This is a genomic window from Paenibacillus sp. NPDC057886 (genome assembly GCF_042796655.1).
GTDB lineage: Bacteria > Bacillota > Bacilli > Paenibacillales > Paenibacillaceae > Paenibacillus.
Map to the genome: position 1 here is coordinate 298,261 of NZ_JBHVMZ010000006.1, position 16,816 is coordinate 315,076.

Consider the following 16,816-nt stretch of genomic DNA (forward strand, 5'->3'; position numbering starts at 1 on the left):
CCGAAACTAGGGAAGTAGGTGAACCGGATGACCGAGAAAAATATTTTGGCTTATTTCCATAGCCCGGAGCAGGCGGAAGGGGTGGCCAAAAAACTGGAGGCATTACGAGTGGAAGACCTGTCTATCAACCGATTCAGTCGTTATGCGGGTGTCGGGCCAAGTGGAGCATCCTATACGCCAGGCGTATCAGGCAGTTTTTCTTCCTGGGTACCAGGTGCTCTAGGTACAAATGCCAGCGCGGGAATTATGGCCGCAGCAGATCCTTCTGCAAGTGGTATGAGCGATGGCGGACAAGAGGGCCCGACAGGCAGAGATGTATTACTGACCGTTGTCGTTGACGAGGCGGTACATCATCGTGCCCTATCCATTATCGAACAAGCCGGCGGTATGATTTAGTTTCACCAAATCTATATAAGATGGACAGAGAATTACACTTTAACGGAGAGTGTAGAACCAATCTGAAGAAGCGAAGCGTTCGCCTTTATCCCCGGATTTCTCCCTTTAAGAAGGGAGATGAAGAAATCTGGGGATAACAGCGATCGGAGGATGGTACTACAATCGGAGTGGTACAGTGTAACAAGTATTAGTTCATTTTATATAGATAACTATTTTGAAGGAGGAACATAACGATGGCAGAACATGAACGTCCAGGCAAGATTTTGACGAAAACGGAAAAGATGAAGCGAATGCAGTCCGCCAAAAATGAGGATGTGGAATTCAGTGCCGAAGCTGCGGATCATGAAGATATAGAGGCTTTGCGCCGCAGTGAAGCGGCCGATCGTCGTCAGGGTCGGGAGATTCATGACTGAAGATCGCTCTGCAGTGATTATCGAAGCGATGTTTACGAGCTGGTCCGAGGCTGAATCTGCTCGCAGAGCTCTGGAATTGCTGCACCCAAACCAGTTGAGTATCGAGAGTCTGAATGACTCATCGTCTTCAATGGATTTGGGAGCGCCTGAGGGCACGGATAACTCGACCATGGCTGTGATTGGGGGATTCAGCGGTGAGCTGAATGTACTTTCCCTCATTAGCGACGAGACCGAGGTGTTGTCGGGCGGACAAGTGTATGACGATTCGGATGCTGGCTCAGGCAGGCCCAAGCAAGAAATCTTGCTGACCGTATCCGTATCCAGTGACTCTCTCCCGCAAGCTGCAGAGATGATTACCCAGAATGGTGGACGCTTTTGCTAACAAGTTAAACGACTTTAGTCATAATTAAAACAGGGTATTCGCGCAGTCAGGCTGCGGTATCCTGTTTTTGTTGTTTCTTTTACTGCTGCGGTTTTGTACTCCTGCTTGCTTGTGTAGTACAATGGTTGGGATGTTTGAAAAATGAGGAGGAAAAACGAAGTATGTTATGGCATGAACTAACAATACATACCACAGAAGAAGCTGTGGAGATGATTTCGAATTTTTTACATGAAGCGGGTGCTGGAGGGGTCTCGATTGAAGAGTCCGGTACTTTAAATAAAAAACGGGATACGACGTATGGCGAGTTGTACGAGTCTCCTTTGAATGATATTCCTGAAGGCTTTGCGGTCATTAAAGGATACTTCTCCGAAGGTACGGACATGGATGCATTGCAATCTGAAGTAAGTCCACGCATTGAGCAACTTTCCGAATTCGATATCCAAACAGGTGAGGTTCGTTTTGAGACTCGAACAGTGGATGAAAATGACTGGGCGAATGCCTGGAAACAATATTTCAAGCCAGTACGTGTCTCGGAACGTCTAACCATTAAACCGACATGGGAAGAGTATACACCGGAAAGCCCGAATGAGAAAATTATTGAGCTTGATCCAGGCATGGCGTTTGGTACAGGAACACATCCAACCACTTCGCTTTGTCTGCGTACACTGGAATCGGTAATTCAGGGTGGCGAGGAAGTCATTGACGTAGGTACAGGCTCTGGCATTTTGGCCATTGGGGCTGTCCATCTCGGTGCAAAACATGTGCTTGCGCTGGACCTCGATCCGGTTGCGGTAGCAAGTGCTAAAGAAAATGTGGAACTGAATGGGCTGGGACAACAAATTACGGTTAAAGAGAGTGATCTGTTGTCTGTTCTGGGTAGTCAGGACCCTGCTCTGGGCGTGAAGCTTCCGGTGAAAGTCATTGTTGCCAACATTTTGGCCGAGATTATTATGTTGTTTGTGGATGATGTCTATCATGCGCTTGAGTCTGGCGGCGTTTATATTACTTCAGGCATTTGGAAAAATAAAGAGCAGCTCGTCCATGACGCGCTCGTTGCTTCCGGCTTCGAAATAAGTTCGGTTCATCGCGATGAGGACTGGATCGCGTTTGTGGCCAGAAAGAGGTAACCGATGGACTTAAACTCGTTCTTTCGTTATCCACTGGATCAACTGCCGTTTTTCCTGTTGACGATCCTGATTGCTTTTACGGTCCATGAATTTTCTCATGCTTATTTTGCCAACAAGTTCGGCGATCCCACAGCCAAGCTGCTGGGCCGGGTTACGCTGAATCCGGTCGTACATTTTGACTTGTTTGGTGTGCTGCTGCTCCTTATTGCCGGTTTCGGTTGGGCACGTCCTGTTCCAGTGAATCGTGCGAACTTTGACAGACCAAGATTAATGGGTGTTATTGTATCCGTGGCAGGTCCTTTGAGCAACTTGCTGCTCGCGATCATCGGTACGATCATCTATGCATCCCTGGTTGGTTCGGGAGCATTGGGTGGTATTGAAAATGAGCGTTTGTTAACAGCGATCTCCACCTTCTTTTACATGTTTAACCTGACGAACTTTTTCCTATTTTTGTTTAACCTTATTCCATTGCCGCCGCTGGACGGTTATCGAATTCTAGAGGACTTACTGCCCCCTTCAATTAGCCGCAAGCTGCAGGGAGTTGAGCAATGGTCCGTATTTATTTTCCTGCTGATTCTTGTAATCCCACCGTTGCAAAGAGCAACGATTCAGCCTTTATACCAATTGGCCTATGATATGTATGTTGATTTTTCATATTTGATTTTGAAACTGTTTTAAGAGGAATCATTAGGAGCGCTTTTGGACTGAAATACTGGTCAGAAGGACATAAAAGTTGTATGATCATCTGTGGCGATTGGATTCACGCCTGCCATTAGGTGGGGGGAATTCCATTCATAACAGGATAGAATGGGTGGACAGACTAATGCAGCGTTATTTTGTATCTGCAGAACAGTTTAATGAACATTCCGTGGTCATCACGGGTGATGATGCGCGCCATATCGGCAAAGTGATGCGTGGTAAACCTGGAGATAAACTGATTGTCAGTGACGGAAACTCCAAAGAAGCTTTGGTGGAGATTGAAAGCATCGAAGCCCAGCAAGTAACAGCGAATATTGTGGAACCTCTCGAAATGGACCATGAAGCGCGGATACGTGTAACCGTGGCTCAAAGCTTGCCAAAAGGCGATAAGATGGAGACAGTCATTCAAAGATGTACAGAGATCGGAGCGGTTTCATTTGTTCCTTTCCTGTCTGAGCGTACGATTGTGCAATATGATGCCAAGAAAGAAGGCAAACGGTTGGAGCGGTGGCGGAAAATCGCCAAGGAAGCCGCTGAACAAAGCCATCGGAACCGCATTCCATCCGTCGAGCAGCCACTTTCCTGGAAAGGGCTGCTATCTTCTTTTGAGGGCTACAGTCTGGTATGTTATTGTTATGAAAAGGAAAACGGCAAGCAGTTAAGAGACGCATTGAAGCCGTTTGTGGAGCAGCTTGCACCTGGTGCGAGTGCTGAAGTGTTGATCGTTGTTGGACCTGAGGGCGGATTCTCGGAGAGGGAAACGATTGAAGCCGATCAGGCGGGTGCTGTATCCGTTGGACTGGGCAAACGCATTTTGCGGGCCGAGACAGCCGGAATGGCGGCGCTAACTTGTGTCTTATATGAATCCGGAGAAATGGGGGGAATGTAATTATGCCATCCGTGGCGTTTTACACCTTAGGCTGCAAAGTTAATTTTTATGATACAGAGGCGATTTGGCAATTGTTCAAAAATGAAGGATACGATCAGGTAGACTTTGACGAACAGACAGCGGATGTATACTTGATTAATACTTGTACAGTAACCAATACCGGCGACAAAAAGAGCCGCCAGATTATCCGTCGTGCCATTCGGCGCAACCCGGATGCGATAGTAGCCGTTACAGGCTGTTACGCGCAAACTTCTCCAGCAGAGATTTTGGACATCCCTGGCGTGGATCTTGTTATCGGTACACAGGATCGGGACAAAATTTTGCCATATGTCAATGAAATTCAGGAATCTCGTCAACCCGTCAATGCTGTGCGCAATATCATGAAAACGCGGGTGTTTGAAGAGATGGACGTACCGGATTTTGCTGATCGTACCCGTGCATTTCTGAAAATTCAGGATGGCTGCAATAACTTCTGTACGTTCTGCATTATTCCGTGGTCGCGTGGACTTTCCCGTAGCCGGGAAGCAAATAGCATCATTCAACAGGCTCATCAACTCGTACATGCCGGATACAAGGAAATTGTCCTGACAGGCATTCATACTGGTGGATACGGGGATGACATGGAGAATTACGATCTGACGGATCTGCTATGGGACTTGGACAAAGTGGAAGGTCTGGAGCGTATTCGGATCAGCTCGATCGAAGCGAGCCAGATTGATGATCGGATGCTGGATGTGATCAAACGTTCAGACAAACTTGTGCGTCACTTCCACATTCCGCTACAAGCGGGCGATGATACCGTACTGAAACGTATGCGCCGTAAATATACGACCGAAGAGTTTTACAATAAAATGCTTCGCATTCGGGAAGCGATGCCTGATGTAGCGATTACAACCGACGTTATTGTAGGGTTCCCGGGTGAGACGGATGAGATGTTCCGTAACGGCTACGAGCTGATGAAGAAAATCGGTTTTTCCGAAATGCATGTATTCCCATATTCCAAGCGGACTGGAACACCGGCAGCACGTATGGAGGATCAGGTGGATGAGGAAGTAAAAAATGCACGTGTGCATGAACTGATTGATCTATCCGAGCAAATGCAGCTGGCATATGCCAAGCAGTTTGTAGGGCAAGTGCTGGATGTCATTCCTGAAGGTGAAGCCAAGGGTCGTGAAGGTAGTGGTAAACTGCACGGTTACAGTGACAATTACATTCAGCTGGTCTTTGATGGTTCCATGGATATGGTCGGCAAAGTATGCCGTGTCAAAGTGACCGAGGCGGGTGTGAATGAAAGCCAGGCTACGCTGGTTCGTGTGTTGGAGGAAAATCTCAAGTCCGCAGCGATGTAATCGAGGCGTCAGAAACAAGGATTTCATTTCCTTGGGGAGTGTACCCGTGGAGATGAGGTCCTTCTTTTTCCAAAAAAAGATGAAGACAATTCCGTAATGGGGGAGAGCAACATGAACAGAAAAGAAATTTCGGCAGGCGGAGTCGTCTACCGCACGGGAGAAGACGGAAAGCTTCAAATTCAACTGATTGTAGATCGCTACGGCAAAACGACTCTCGCCAAGGGCAAGATGGAAGACGGAGAAACGGTGGAACAGACCGCACTGCGTGAAATTCTGGAAGAGACAGGCATGGTTGGCCGAATTGTAGAACCCGTCGATATCATCGCCTATACGTATCAGCATGCAGAGTTTGGTCCCGTGGATAAGGAAGTTCATTACTATCTCGTTGAAGCGGAAAGCGGCGAACTTCAGCCTCAGATTGAAGAAATCAAAGGTGTGGATTGGTACGCTCCGGAAGAAGCTTGGTCCAGACAGAAGCATAATGGATACGATAATAACGATGACATTTTACGTGTGGCGCTGAACAAATTAGGCATTAACGTATAGCTGTTTTCTTTTGAGTTACGTATCGCTACTGTTTGTCTAGAGTTCTGAGCATCAGGCCACGGGTGACTTCGCCACTGGGGTGGAGACCGGTGGTTTTTTGTGCCAAATCGGCAAGTAACAGAACGGCAAGGCAAGCAGTGAACTGGAGACGTTAAAAAGGGTCTGGGCATGCGCAATCTGTGCCCCGTTATCCGCTGACAGCCAGGCCGAAGCTGCATGCAGCTGGCCGATCAGCGGCATAAACAGCAGCGCTCCCGCTATGTTTAATACAACATGGGAGGCTGCGACAAATTTGCCTGCGGATGCTCCTCCAGCGGCAGCAATCACGGCGGTGATACAGGTCCCCACGTTCGATCCGATCACAATGGCGATGCCGATCTCTACAGGAAGTACCCCTGTGGCTGCAAGCGTAATTGCCATGCTGATAACGGCTGCGCTGCTATGAATGAGCGCTGTCAGACAGGCACCTGCCAGAAAGCCCCACCACAAGCTGTCGGCTGAGCGATCCAGAAACCACTGGAATACGCCCATACTTCGCAGGGGTACGGCAATCGATTGCATCACTTGAATGCCTGTCATGACGAGGGCAAATCCGGCTGAAGCGAGTAAGCTGTATTGCATGGTAGAAAGCGTCCGGCGTGTGCGTTCAGGAGCAAGCTGATTTCGTTCACCAAGCACAACAAAGACGGCCCAGCCTGTCAGGGACAAGGCAAGCAGAGGCAGGGAAACTCGTCCGATCTGCAGTCCGACGAGCTCGGTGGTCAGGCACGTCCCGATGTTGGTGCCGAGAATAATACCAAGGGTGCGCCCGTAGGTAATTAATCTGGCGTTCGCCAGACCAATGGTTAATACAGTGACGGCGGTACTGCTTTGCAGCAGGGCTGTAGCGCCCGCGCTAAAAGCCATGCCTTTCCAGGGAGCAGAGGTAGCCCGGCCCAGCCAACCAGCCAGCATGGGCCCGGCCATCCGCTGTAAGGCTGTTTCCATCAGCTTCATCCCACCAAAAAAGATAAGTAGCCCATATAACAGGGGCAGCACAACATCTCTGAACATGAGTTAACATCATTCCTTCCGTGCATATCCTTATTCTCATCCTATGAGTAGATAAGGACAACCATGACAGGCTAACGGAATTCTGGAGTCAACAGCGTTTGAAATACCGATAAGTTATCTAACGGTCGCCGAAATTACCGCACCCCAATTCAAAAGATACGGTGATTCTGCAAACGTAGCGGAGGGGATGGAATTGGAACTGAAGAAGCGAAGCGTTCGCCTTTATCCCCGGATTTTCCCTTTCGAGAAAGGGAATCAGAAAAATCTGGGGATAACAGCGATCGAAAGTCCGATTCATCCTCGAAGCGGACACCCAAATTACCGCGCCCCAATTCAAAAGATACGGAGATTCTGCAAACGTAGCGAAGGGGATGGAATTGGAACTGTAGAAGCGAAGCGCTCGCCTTTGTCTCCAAATTTTGACCTTTTGAATAATAAATCAAAAAAATTGGGAGACAACAGCGATCGAAAGTCCAATCCATCCCCGAAGCGGTCACCTTTGCACCAATCCTATCTTTTGAATCAATAAATTAAAGGAAGTGGATCTATCTTGCCATCAGTTACACTGGAACGTAGCCGCAAAAAGCGGCTTGAACATGCACATCCATGGATATATAACAATGAAATTTCCTCTGTTGATGGAAACCCCGAGCCGGGAGATCTGGTCAACGTATTGAATCACCAAGGTCGCTATCTCGCGACGGGATACTATAATCCTGCATCTCAAATTACAGTTAGAGTCGTAGCCTATCAACCTTTGGAGTTTGAACAGATGGACACCTCGTTTTTTGCAGCGCGTTTCCGCGATTGCTTGCGCCACCGGGAGCGTTTTATCCAGGATGGAGAGGCATACCGTCTCGTTTATGGGGAAGCTGATTTCCTGCCAGGACTGATCGTTGACCGTTTTGGTAGCATCCTTGTTGTTCAATTGCTCACATTGGGCATGGACCGTTGTCGTGAAGCGATAGTACAAGCTCTAATTGAAGTGATGCAGCCGGAAGGCATCTATGAACGCAGTGATGTATCCATTCGTGAGCTGGAAGGTTTGGAGCAGACGAAGGGACCATTGTACGGGGATTGCCCGCGTCATGTCACGGTAACCGAGAACGGATTGCTCATTAAGGTGGATATCGTGGAAGGCCAGAAGACAGGGTATTTCTTCGATCAGCGCGAGAATCGTGCAGCCATCGAACCACTTATGAAGGGTTGGGGGTACAAGAGTGGTATTACGCTCCAACAGACTGAGCAGGATGGGACGCAGCAGTTGCTTCCTGTGAATAAAAGTGGCAAGGTTGTGACGTTCCCTTATTGGGATGGGGCCACTGTGCTGGAATGTTTCTCCCATACAGGTAGCTTCACATTGAACGCCTGCAAATATGGAGCCAAAAAAGTAACATGCCTTGATATCTCAGAGCATGCGATTGAAAGTGCACGTACTAACGTAGAGCTGAATGGTTTCACTGACCGGGTCGAATTTGTCGTTGCGGATGCATTCCAATACTTGCGTGAGCAGGTGAAAGGCCTCGATGAGCGTAACGTACGTGCCCGTGCTGGCGAACAGAAAGTGGATACGTCCAAAGCGCTTGCAGCTGGTGGTAAAACATTTGATGTGGTTATCCTTGATCCGCCAGCCTTTGCCAAAACGAAATCAGCAGTCAAAGGCGCATGCCGTGGATATAAGGACATCAATCTGCAAGGAATGAAGCTGGTGAATGAGGGCGGATATCTGGTAACGGCAAGTTGTTCATACCACATGCGTCCGGATCTCTTCCTGGAAACCATTGCGGATGCAGCCGAAGATGCAGGCAAAGTGCTGCGTCTGATCGACTGGAAAGCAGCCGGTAAGGATCACCCGCAAATTTTGGGCGTAGACGAAGGCCATTATCTGAAATTTGCCATCTTCGAAGTACGCAGCAAAAAGAATTAATCGAGCGATTTCAATTTAGATCGAACATACATTTACGCAAAGAGCCCACAGTTTTCATAAGCTGCGGGCTTTTTGCTATGCTTATGCAGATGGTCTCTGGGATTGCCGGATAGTGGCAAACGTATGTTCCGAACCAAGTCAGATATGTTATACTGGGAATTAAAATCTTGTTCGTGATGGTTTGGAGGATTAAACATGTCCGTACACTTTGTTATTGGCCGGGCAGGCAGCGGCAAGAGTGCGCTGATTACCCGGGAAATCACATCCCTGCTTCAAAAGGAACCGCAAGGTAAACCACTAATTCTGCTGGTCCCGGAACAAAGTTCGTTTCGAACTGAACAGTCACTGGTGTCTTCAGGGGCTATTAAAGGTACCATGCGTGCTGAAGTGCTTGGTTTTCGCCGATTGGCCTACCGGGTAATGCAGGAGGCAGGTGGTTCTGCACGTATTCCCATTGGAGCTGAAGGGAAAAAAATGCTGCTCTACAAAGTGCTCCAGCGTCGTAAGGAAGAATTGAAGCTGTTTGGAGCATCGGGCAGTCAGCTGGGATTTATAGGAGACCTGAATGATTTATACAGTGAGTTTAAACGTTATGAACTTGATCCCACTTCACTGGAAGAAGGACTTTCCGCTTGGAATAATTCCTCTTCTGCACCGATTCTGGGAGACAAGATGCATGACTTGCTTCTTATATACCGTGACTATGAAAAGGAATTAACCGAACTATATATCGATGATGAAGACACGTTGACTGAACTGACAGAGCGATTGCCAGAAAGCACGCTGCTGCAAGATGCACAGATCTGGATTGATGGATTTCAAAGATTTACCCCGCAGGAAATGAGTGTGATTGGAAGACTGATGCTGCAAGCTTCTTCGGTAACGATTGCACTGACGTTGGATCGTGCTTACGACCACGGCGCACTCCCTGGAGAACTGGAGCTGTTTTATCCCACAGCGAGTGCATACGCACGTCTCAAAGGCATGGCTGAGGATCTGGGTGTCCTTAATGAGACAACCGTGCTTCAATCGGAAATTTTGCCTAGATATGAAGGCAGTCCTGGACTGGCACATTTGGAGGCTGGCTTTGATCGCAGAGTTCGGTGGAAGAGTGAGGGGCGTGATGCGGGTGTCCGACTTTATGCCGCTGAGAACCGCCGGGCTGAGATGGAAGGGGCACTTCGTGAGATGCGTCGTCTGGCGCAAGATGAAGGTGCGCGTTACCGGGATATGGCAGTGCTCGTTCGTCAGTTGGATACATATGCCGACATTGCTGAGCCCCTATTCAGGGACTATGGCGTGCCTGTCTTTCTGGATCGGAGAAGAAATGAACTACATCATCCATTATCGGAATTTATTCGTTCAGCACTCGATATCGTTCGCCGCCGCTGGCGTTATGAGGATGTGTTTCGCTGCGTGAAAACGGATCTGCTTCTCCCACGGGACGGTTCCATCACGCGTGAAGATATGGACCAGCTCGAAAATTATATATTGGCTTGCGGAATTCACGGATACCGCTGGACAGATGGCAAGCCATGGAAGTATGTACCCAGCCTGTCCCTGGAAGACAATGATCAGGATGTCCGCAGCCGGGGCCGGGAGCAGATGCTGTCCTTAATGGAAAAATGCCGTACGGTGATTGTTGATCCACTGGGTGCTTTTGAGAAACGAATGAGCAAGGCCAAGACAGCCAAAGACCAATGTGCGGCGCTTTACAGATTGCTGGAGGATGCCGAGATTCCTTGGAAGCTGGATCAGATGTCTGCAGAAGCCAAGGCCCTAGGTGATCCGGAACGGTCGAGAGAGCATCGTCAAATGTGGGGTGCCGTCCTTGATCTATTAGACCAGATGGTTGATATGATGGGGGCCGAACGGCTGGATATCGATCTGTTTGCCGGGCTTATGGAGACCGGATTGACCGAACTGAAGTTGGGACTCGTTCCTCCAGCGCTTGATCAAGTGTTGGTTGGATCGATGGATCGTACACGTCTTCAGAATATCAAGTACGTATTTATTCTGGGTGCAGTAGATGGTGAACTGCCTGCTGTGCCTCAGGATGATGGTGTATTAACTGAGCAGGAACGGCTGTTGTTGACGGAGAGAGGTTTGGGGCTTGGGCCGGGAGCAACAAGACAAATGCTGGACGAACGCTTTCTGATATATACAGCCCTGACAGCGGCGAGCAAGCAGTTATGGCTGAGTTATCCCGTTGCAGATGATGAAGGGAAAACATTACTAGCCTCGGAAATTGTACGACATGTAAGGAAGATGTTCGGTCTGCATGAGCAGCCATTACTTGCCCAGCCGCCGGTTACGGATGCTGAAGAGGTACACTGGTCTTATGTTATCCATCCTGGTCAAAGCCTCTCTTATCTCATCGGACAATTGCGCAGATGGCGTCGTGGAGAAGATATTCCCGAAATGTGGTGGGCGATCTATAACTGGCATGTCTCTCGGGAGACGAGCAGACCTCAGCTGGAACAATTGCTTGGCTCGGTCTTTTATCGCAATCGGGCGTTACCTCTGCGTACCGCTACCAGCCGTAAATTATATGGTACAGAGGTAAGGACGAGTGTCTCCCGAATGGAGCGTTTTGTGGCGTGTGCGTTCTCCCATTTTGCTTCTCATGGGCTGCGGCTGAAAGAGCGCCAGCTGTACCGCTTGCAAGCTCCTGATATTGGACAATTGTTCCATGCTGCCTTAAGTCAGCTTGCAATACGTTTGCGTGAGCAGAATCGAAGCTGGGGCAGTCTGTCTCCGGATGAATGTCGAAAGGAAGCGGAGCACACTGTGGAGCAAATTGCACCACAGTTGCAGGGAGAGATTTTGCTTAGCACGAAACGGTATGGTTACATCTTCCGCAAGCTGAAGGATATCGTTAGCCGGGCCTCGGTTATTTTGGGTGAACAGTCCAGACGGGGAAGCTTTGAACCGATTGGGCTGGAGCTTGATTTTGGACCTGGTAAACCCTTGCCTCCGCTACGTTTTGAATTGGAAAATGGCTGTGTGATGGAGATTGTGGGCCGTATCGACCGTGTGGATGTGGCTGAAGGAGAGAACGGCCTGCTGCTGCGAGTCATTGATTACAAATCGAGCCAGACCGATCTCAAACTGCATGAGGTGTATTATGGCCTGTCATTACAGATGCTCACGTATCTGGAGGTGCTGCTTAGTGCTGCCGAGGAATGGCTTGGGGAATCGGCGATGCCTGGAGGAACGCTCTATTTCCATGTGCATAACCCGTTGCTTCAATCCGCAAATGGCATGACTTCTGAGCAGGCAGGACAAGAACTGTTGAAACGGTTCAAAATGAAAGGCTTGCTGCTGGCGGACCGGGATGCGATCGCTCAAATGGACAATACCCTGGACAAAGGCTATTCAGCTATTATTCCGGTTGCGCTTAAGGCAGATGGCAGCTTTTATAGCAATGCTGCTGTAGCTACGCCAGAACAATGGGATACCTTGCTTGCTTCAGTTCGCAGCAATATACGTGAGATTGGCACCCGGATTACGGACGGGGATGTGGCGATTGAACCTTACCGTATCCAGCAGGAGGTTGCATGCACCTTCTGTCCGTACAAGCCAGTCTGTCAATTTGATGAAAATATCGAAGGTAATGAATATAATCTGTTGTCCAAACCGGGCAAACAGCAAATCTGGGACATGCTGTCTCATGACAAAGGAGGGGAAACATCATGACGATTATGCCAAAACCGGAGGGAAGCTTCTGGAGTGATGACCAATGGAGTGCCATCTCACAGAGTGGGGAAGACATCCTGGTTGCTGCTGCAGCGGGTTCCGGGAAGACGGCCGTATTGGTTGAACGGATTATTCGTAAGATTGCAGACCCTTCCCGCGGATTCAGCGTAGATCGTTTGCTGGTTGCAACATTTACGAAAGCTGCTGCGGCGGAGATGAAGCAGCGGATACGGGAAGCACTGGAACGTGCACTTGAAGAGCAGCCTTCCGAAGAACATTTGCGCAAACAACTTTCACTACTTGGGCGGGCATCCATTACAACACTGCATTCATTCTGTATGGAGGTCATTCGTCGTTATTATCAGCAAATTCCGCTAAACCCGGCTTTCCGGATTCTGAATGAAAATGAAGCCGAGATTATGCGGCAGGAATTGTTGGAGCAGTTATTTGAAGAAAAGTATGGCGAAGAAGACGAAGGCAGTACATTCCGCGAATTGGTGGATTGGTTCAGTGGGGAACGAAACGATGATGCCATGCATCGACTTGTGCAGCGTTTGTATGATTTCTCACGCAGTCATTCCTGGCCGGATCATTGGCTTGCGGAGATGGCATCTGCTTTTCAGGTGGAAAGTGTCGAGGCACTTGGGCATTCTGCATGGGTTCAGAGTATTTTGCGTGATGCCGCTCTTGCCCTGAGTGGTGCTGCTGGTTTGCTGCGTCAAGGGATCAGCATATCGATGCAGCCGGAAGGTCCGAAACCTTATGCAGATACATTAAAAGAAGATCTGGCAATGGTCGAAGAGCTTCTGTCAGCTGTTGAGGTCATGCCGTGGGAAAGATTGCCTGAAGTGTTTCAGCCAGCAGCATTTGGCAAGCTGAAGCCTTGCAAAAAGGACCAGACAGACCCGGGGTTACAAGAACAGGTCAAGGAACTGCGTGAGGCTGCGAAAAAAGCCGTTACGGATCTGAAAGGGTCATTGTTTGGAAGAAGTGCGTTTTCTTTCTGGCAGGAGCTGGAGCAGGCGGCACCACTAATGCAGGAACTGTCCAAGCTGGTTAGTGCATTTGGAGAGCGATATCGGCAGGCCAAGCAGGAACGCGGTCAGGTCGATTTCAGTGACCTGGAGCATTACTGCCTTCATATTTTGCGGCATGAGGATTCAACCCCTGAGCTATCCATGCCTTCGGATGCAGCAATGGAATATCGGGCACGTTTCGATGAAGTGCTGCTGGATGAATATCAGGATACCAATACGGTGCAGGAAGATATCGTCAGACTGATTTCCAGAGAAAATCCAGGAAACCGATTCATGGTCGGTGATGTAAAACAGAGTATTTACCGTTTTCGTCTGGCTGAACCCGGTCTGTTTCTGAACAAGTATCGTCAATACGCAGCGAATTCGGATATGGAAGTGTACGGAGAGAGAGATTCATTGCATGCAGGAAGACGTATTGATCTTGCACGTAACTTCCGTAGTCGTGCAGAAGTAGTCCATTCGGTCAATATGTTATTCAAGCAGCTTATGAATGAAGGGGTAGCTGAGATTGCCTATGATGAACGAGCGCAGCTCGCTTATGGGGCTACTTTCCCGGCAGAGACGCTTGGAGATGAGGCATACACACCTGAACTCATGTTGATCGATCGTCAAGGCGGAGGACCTGATCTGACGGAAAGCACGGACGAGAATGGGGATGCTCTGCCTTCTGCCGAGCTGGAGAGTGCCGAGCTCGAAACCGCCCAGCTGGAGGCTCGGGCCATGGCTCGACGTATTCGTGAAATGGTTGGAGATACGGATAAACCAGCCCTTAACGTTTATGATAAAGCCCTCAAATCCATGCGACCTGCGCGTTACGGAGACATTGTTATTTTGCTGCGTTCTGCCCTGATGTGGGCTCCACTCATGATTGAGGAATTCAGGCAGCAGGGTATTCCTGCCGGAGGGGAGCAGAGCAAAGGGTATTTTCAGGCAACGGAAGTGGAAGTGATGTTGTCCCTGCTGCAGATTGTGGATAATCCAAGGCAGGATATACCGCTTGCTTCCGTGCTTCGTTCGCCGATTGTCGGATTGGATGAAGAGGAATTGGCTCAGATTCGCCTTGGGGATAAGAGACAGTCTTTCTATGATGCTGTTGTATCAGCTACAGGAGAATTCACTGGTTCGTTGAATGTTTCCGCACAGCATAGCGAGCAAGCCTTGAATCCTGAGTCATCTGCAATCCAGCTGCAATGGCCGGAAGTCTGGTCAGAAATGGAACAGGGACAGCGGGAATCGGCAGTATCCGCCGAGGCTGACCTTATCGAACGTATACATGAATCCTCTGAACATGCAGATACAGATGAGGTTCTGGATGCTGGTATAAATGCAAGTGTGAGACGTATAAGTGACGATGCGGATAGGGAGAACAGTACCAGCACAGAGCTGCAACAAAAGTTAATTCGATTTATGCATCAGTTGGAACAGTGGCGGCTTGAAGCCAGACAAGGCAGCCTGAGTGAACTGATTTGGCGAATGTATCGGGAAACGGGTTATCTGGACTGGGTTGGCGGCCTTCCGGGAGGCATGCAGCGTCAAAGTAACCTGAAGGCTCTGTATGATCGCGCGCGGCAATATGAGCAGGCAACGGCCAATCGTGGATTGTTCCGCTTCCTGACCTATGTATCCAGACTACGTGAGAACGGAGGAGATCTCGGCACCGTAGCAGGTGGTTCTGGTGAGCAGGATAATGCCGTACGCGTCATGACGATTCATCGGAGTAAGGGCTTGGAATTCCCTATTGTTTTTGTCGGGGGCATATCCAAAATGTTCAATCAGCAGGATCTGAACTCGCCGTTTCTGATGCATAAGGAGCTGGGGTTTGGCCCGAGGTTTGTGGATCGTGAGAATCGAGTTGCCTATCCAACCTTGGCTAATCTGGCAATTCGTCGTCGTGCTCAGTTTGAGCTGCTTGCCGAAGAGATGCGGGTGCTCTATGTGGCCCTGACCCGTCCAAAAGAGAAAATGATTCTGGTTGGTACTGTGAAAGATGTTGTTAAAAAGGCAGTAGCCTGGTCTCAGATTAAGGACACTCCGGAACGGGTATTGCCTGACTATCTGCTTGCAGCCGGACGGAGTTATCTGGACTGGATCGGTCCATCCCTGATGAGACATCCGGATGCAGCTTTGCTACGTGAACTTGCGGGAGGCACTGATTCATATGCTGCCTGCCTTGTGGATGATGGATCACGCTGGGGCATTTCCGTCATTTCTGCTGATCAAGTATCTCGAGAAATAGTTGTGGATCAGACGCTTGGTGAAGAAGACGGCATAACAGAAGTTCGGAAACATCGCATTGCTGCCCTGAAAGCAGTTCAGCCTGTGGAGCTATTTTCTTCTTCAACTGAAGAAGAGACGGTCGAGGATGCACAAGATGCAACCCCACGAGACATCAGAGAGAAAGATGTACTTACAGTAGGTGTGCAAGAGGGTGTACAGTTGCTTCGCGAGGTAGATAAACGGCTTTCATGGACATACCCTCATCAAGCAGCAACTCAAGTGGCTGCCAGCACATCGGTTACCGAGCTGAAAACATTGCTAGCCATGCAAGACCATCAGTCGCTACAGATGATGGAGGAAATTGAAGAACAATCCGAGGCTTCTGTGGATTCTGAAAACCGTGGAGTGAAGGATGGAGGATCGTCCTTTAAATTGCATCTGCGTCGTCCCAAATTCATGGAGGAGAAGCAATTGACTGGAGCCGAGCGGGGAACGGTGTATCATACGTTGATGCAGCATCTTCCTGTGGACGGCTCACCCGTCGATTCGCAAATCGTTGAGCAGACACTTTTACGGTTAGTTGAGCTCCAGATTTTGCTCCCTCATCAGGCAGAGGTTATTGAGTCTGATCTACTGGCCGGATTTTTCAACACAGAACCTGGGACAGAATTGTTGCGTGCGGAGTGGGTGAAACGGGAGATCCCGTTTATTTATGGACTTCCGGCTCATCATTCTCCTGCTGAATGGCTCCATGATCTGTTACCAGATGCTGGCATGCAAACGTTGGAGGAAGACGGTAAGATCCAGGCATCACTAGAAAAAGAGACGGTGCTGGTACAGGGGATTATTGACTGTCTGTATGAGGTGGATGGTGAGCTTGTTTTGCTCGATTACAAGACAGATCGGGTGTTGGAACATCGCGGTGGACTGGACAAACTGACGGAAAACTATCGTTTCCAGCTGGAGCTGTATGGCCGGGCTATTGAAGATATTCTGGGTCGGAAAGTCGACCGGAAGTGGCTGTACTTTTTTGATGGCGGACATGCTGTGAAACTATAAAGTGAAATTTTAAAACGGGCGGA

General features: G+C 49.2%; 13 protein-coding genes. 12 read left to right on the forward strand and 1 reads right to left on the reverse strand.

Translation table 11 applies throughout. The features are described 5' to 3' along the window. The first annotated feature begins 27 nt into the window (after positions 1–27). The 8 genes from ACFVQB_RS21525 (at position 28) to ACFVQB_RS21560 (ending at position 5,801) form a co-directional block, all read left to right on the forward strand. Positions 28–396, forward strand: coding sequence for a hypothetical protein (locus tag ACFVQB_RS21525; protein WP_379443703.1), 369 nt, complete (start codon positions 28–30; stop codon positions 394–396). A gap of 233 nt (positions 397–629) precedes the next feature. Then, positions 630–809 carry a YfhD family protein gene (locus ACFVQB_RS21530; RefSeq protein WP_024628492.1) on the forward strand — a complete coding sequence of 60 codons (180 nt, stop codon included), beginning with the start codon at positions 630–632 and terminating at the stop codon, positions 807–809. Then, entirely contained in the window at positions 802–1,191 is a 390-nt protein-coding gene (locus ACFVQB_RS21535; RefSeq protein WP_379443709.1) for a hypothetical protein, read from the forward strand. Before ACFVQB_RS21530 ends, ACFVQB_RS21535 begins: the two co-directional genes overlap by 8 nt. Positions 1,192–1,352: 161 nt before the next feature. Continuing rightward, the gene (prmA, locus tag ACFVQB_RS21540) at positions 1,353–2,318 is read left to right on the forward strand and encodes a 50S ribosomal protein L11 methyltransferase (protein ID WP_064636372.1); all 966 of its coding nucleotides are present in this window, start codon (positions 1,353–1,355) and stop codon (positions 2,316–2,318) included. A 3-nt stretch (positions 2,319–2,321) separates the two neighbouring features. Continuing rightward, positions 2,322–2,996, forward strand: a complete 675-nt coding sequence (locus ACFVQB_RS21545; protein WP_379443715.1) for a site-2 protease family protein — start codon at positions 2,322–2,324, stop codon at positions 2,994–2,996. Positions 2,997–3,141: 145 nt separating this feature from the next. After that, positions 3,142–3,906 (forward strand): 16S rRNA (uracil(1498)-N(3))-methyltransferase, encoded by a 765-nt coding sequence (locus ACFVQB_RS21550; RefSeq protein ID WP_063567294.1) that lies wholly within the window; start codon positions 3,142–3,144, stop codon positions 3,904–3,906. A gap of 2 nt (positions 3,907–3,908) precedes the next feature. Further along, positions 3,909–5,255 carry a tRNA (N(6)-L-threonylcarbamoyladenosine(37)-C(2))-methylthiotransferase MtaB gene (mtaB, locus tag ACFVQB_RS21555; RefSeq protein ID WP_063567295.1) on the forward strand — a complete coding sequence of 449 codons (1,347 nt, stop codon included), beginning with the start codon at positions 3,909–3,911 and terminating at the stop codon, positions 5,253–5,255. Positions 5,256–5,366: 111 nt separating this feature from the next. Continuing rightward, complete coding sequence (locus ACFVQB_RS21560; RefSeq protein WP_379443722.1) at positions 5,367–5,801, forward strand: NUDIX hydrolase; 435 nt, start codon at positions 5,367–5,369, stop codon at positions 5,799–5,801. Between the two features lie 51 nt (positions 5,802–5,852). Here ACFVQB_RS21560 and ACFVQB_RS21565 read toward each other — a convergent pair whose 3' ends face one another. Beyond that, positions 5,853–6,854, reverse strand: coding sequence for a Na/Pi cotransporter family protein (locus tag ACFVQB_RS21565; RefSeq protein ID WP_379443725.1), 1,002 nt, complete (start codon positions 6,852–6,854; stop codon positions 5,853–5,855). A gap of 193 nt (positions 6,855–7,047) precedes the next feature. Here ACFVQB_RS21565 and ACFVQB_RS21570 point away from each other — a divergent pair, with 193 nt between their 5' ends. From ACFVQB_RS21570 to addA, 4 genes are all read left to right on the forward strand, one after another. Then, the gene (locus ACFVQB_RS21570; protein WP_379443729.1) at positions 7,048–7,383 is read left to right on the forward strand and encodes a hypothetical protein; all 336 of its coding nucleotides are present in this window, start codon (positions 7,048–7,050) and stop codon (positions 7,381–7,383) included. 21 nt (positions 7,384–7,404) lie between these two features. After that, on the forward strand, positions 7,405–8,781 hold the full coding sequence (locus tag ACFVQB_RS21575; protein WP_379443732.1) for a class I SAM-dependent rRNA methyltransferase: 1,377 nt from the start codon (positions 7,405–7,407) through the stop codon (positions 8,779–8,781). Positions 8,782–8,976: 195 nt separating this feature from the next. Continuing rightward, positions 8,977–12,480, forward strand: coding sequence for a helicase-exonuclease AddAB subunit AddB (gene addB / locus ACFVQB_RS21580; RefSeq protein WP_379443735.1), 3,504 nt, complete (start codon positions 8,977–8,979; stop codon positions 12,478–12,480). Then, positions 12,477–16,793, forward strand: a complete 4,317-nt coding sequence (gene addA / locus ACFVQB_RS21585; RefSeq protein ID WP_379443738.1) for a helicase-exonuclease AddAB subunit AddA — start codon at positions 12,477–12,479, stop codon at positions 16,791–16,793. Before addB ends, addA begins: the two co-directional genes overlap by 4 nt. The last annotated feature ends 23 nt before the right edge of the window (positions 16,794–16,816 follow it).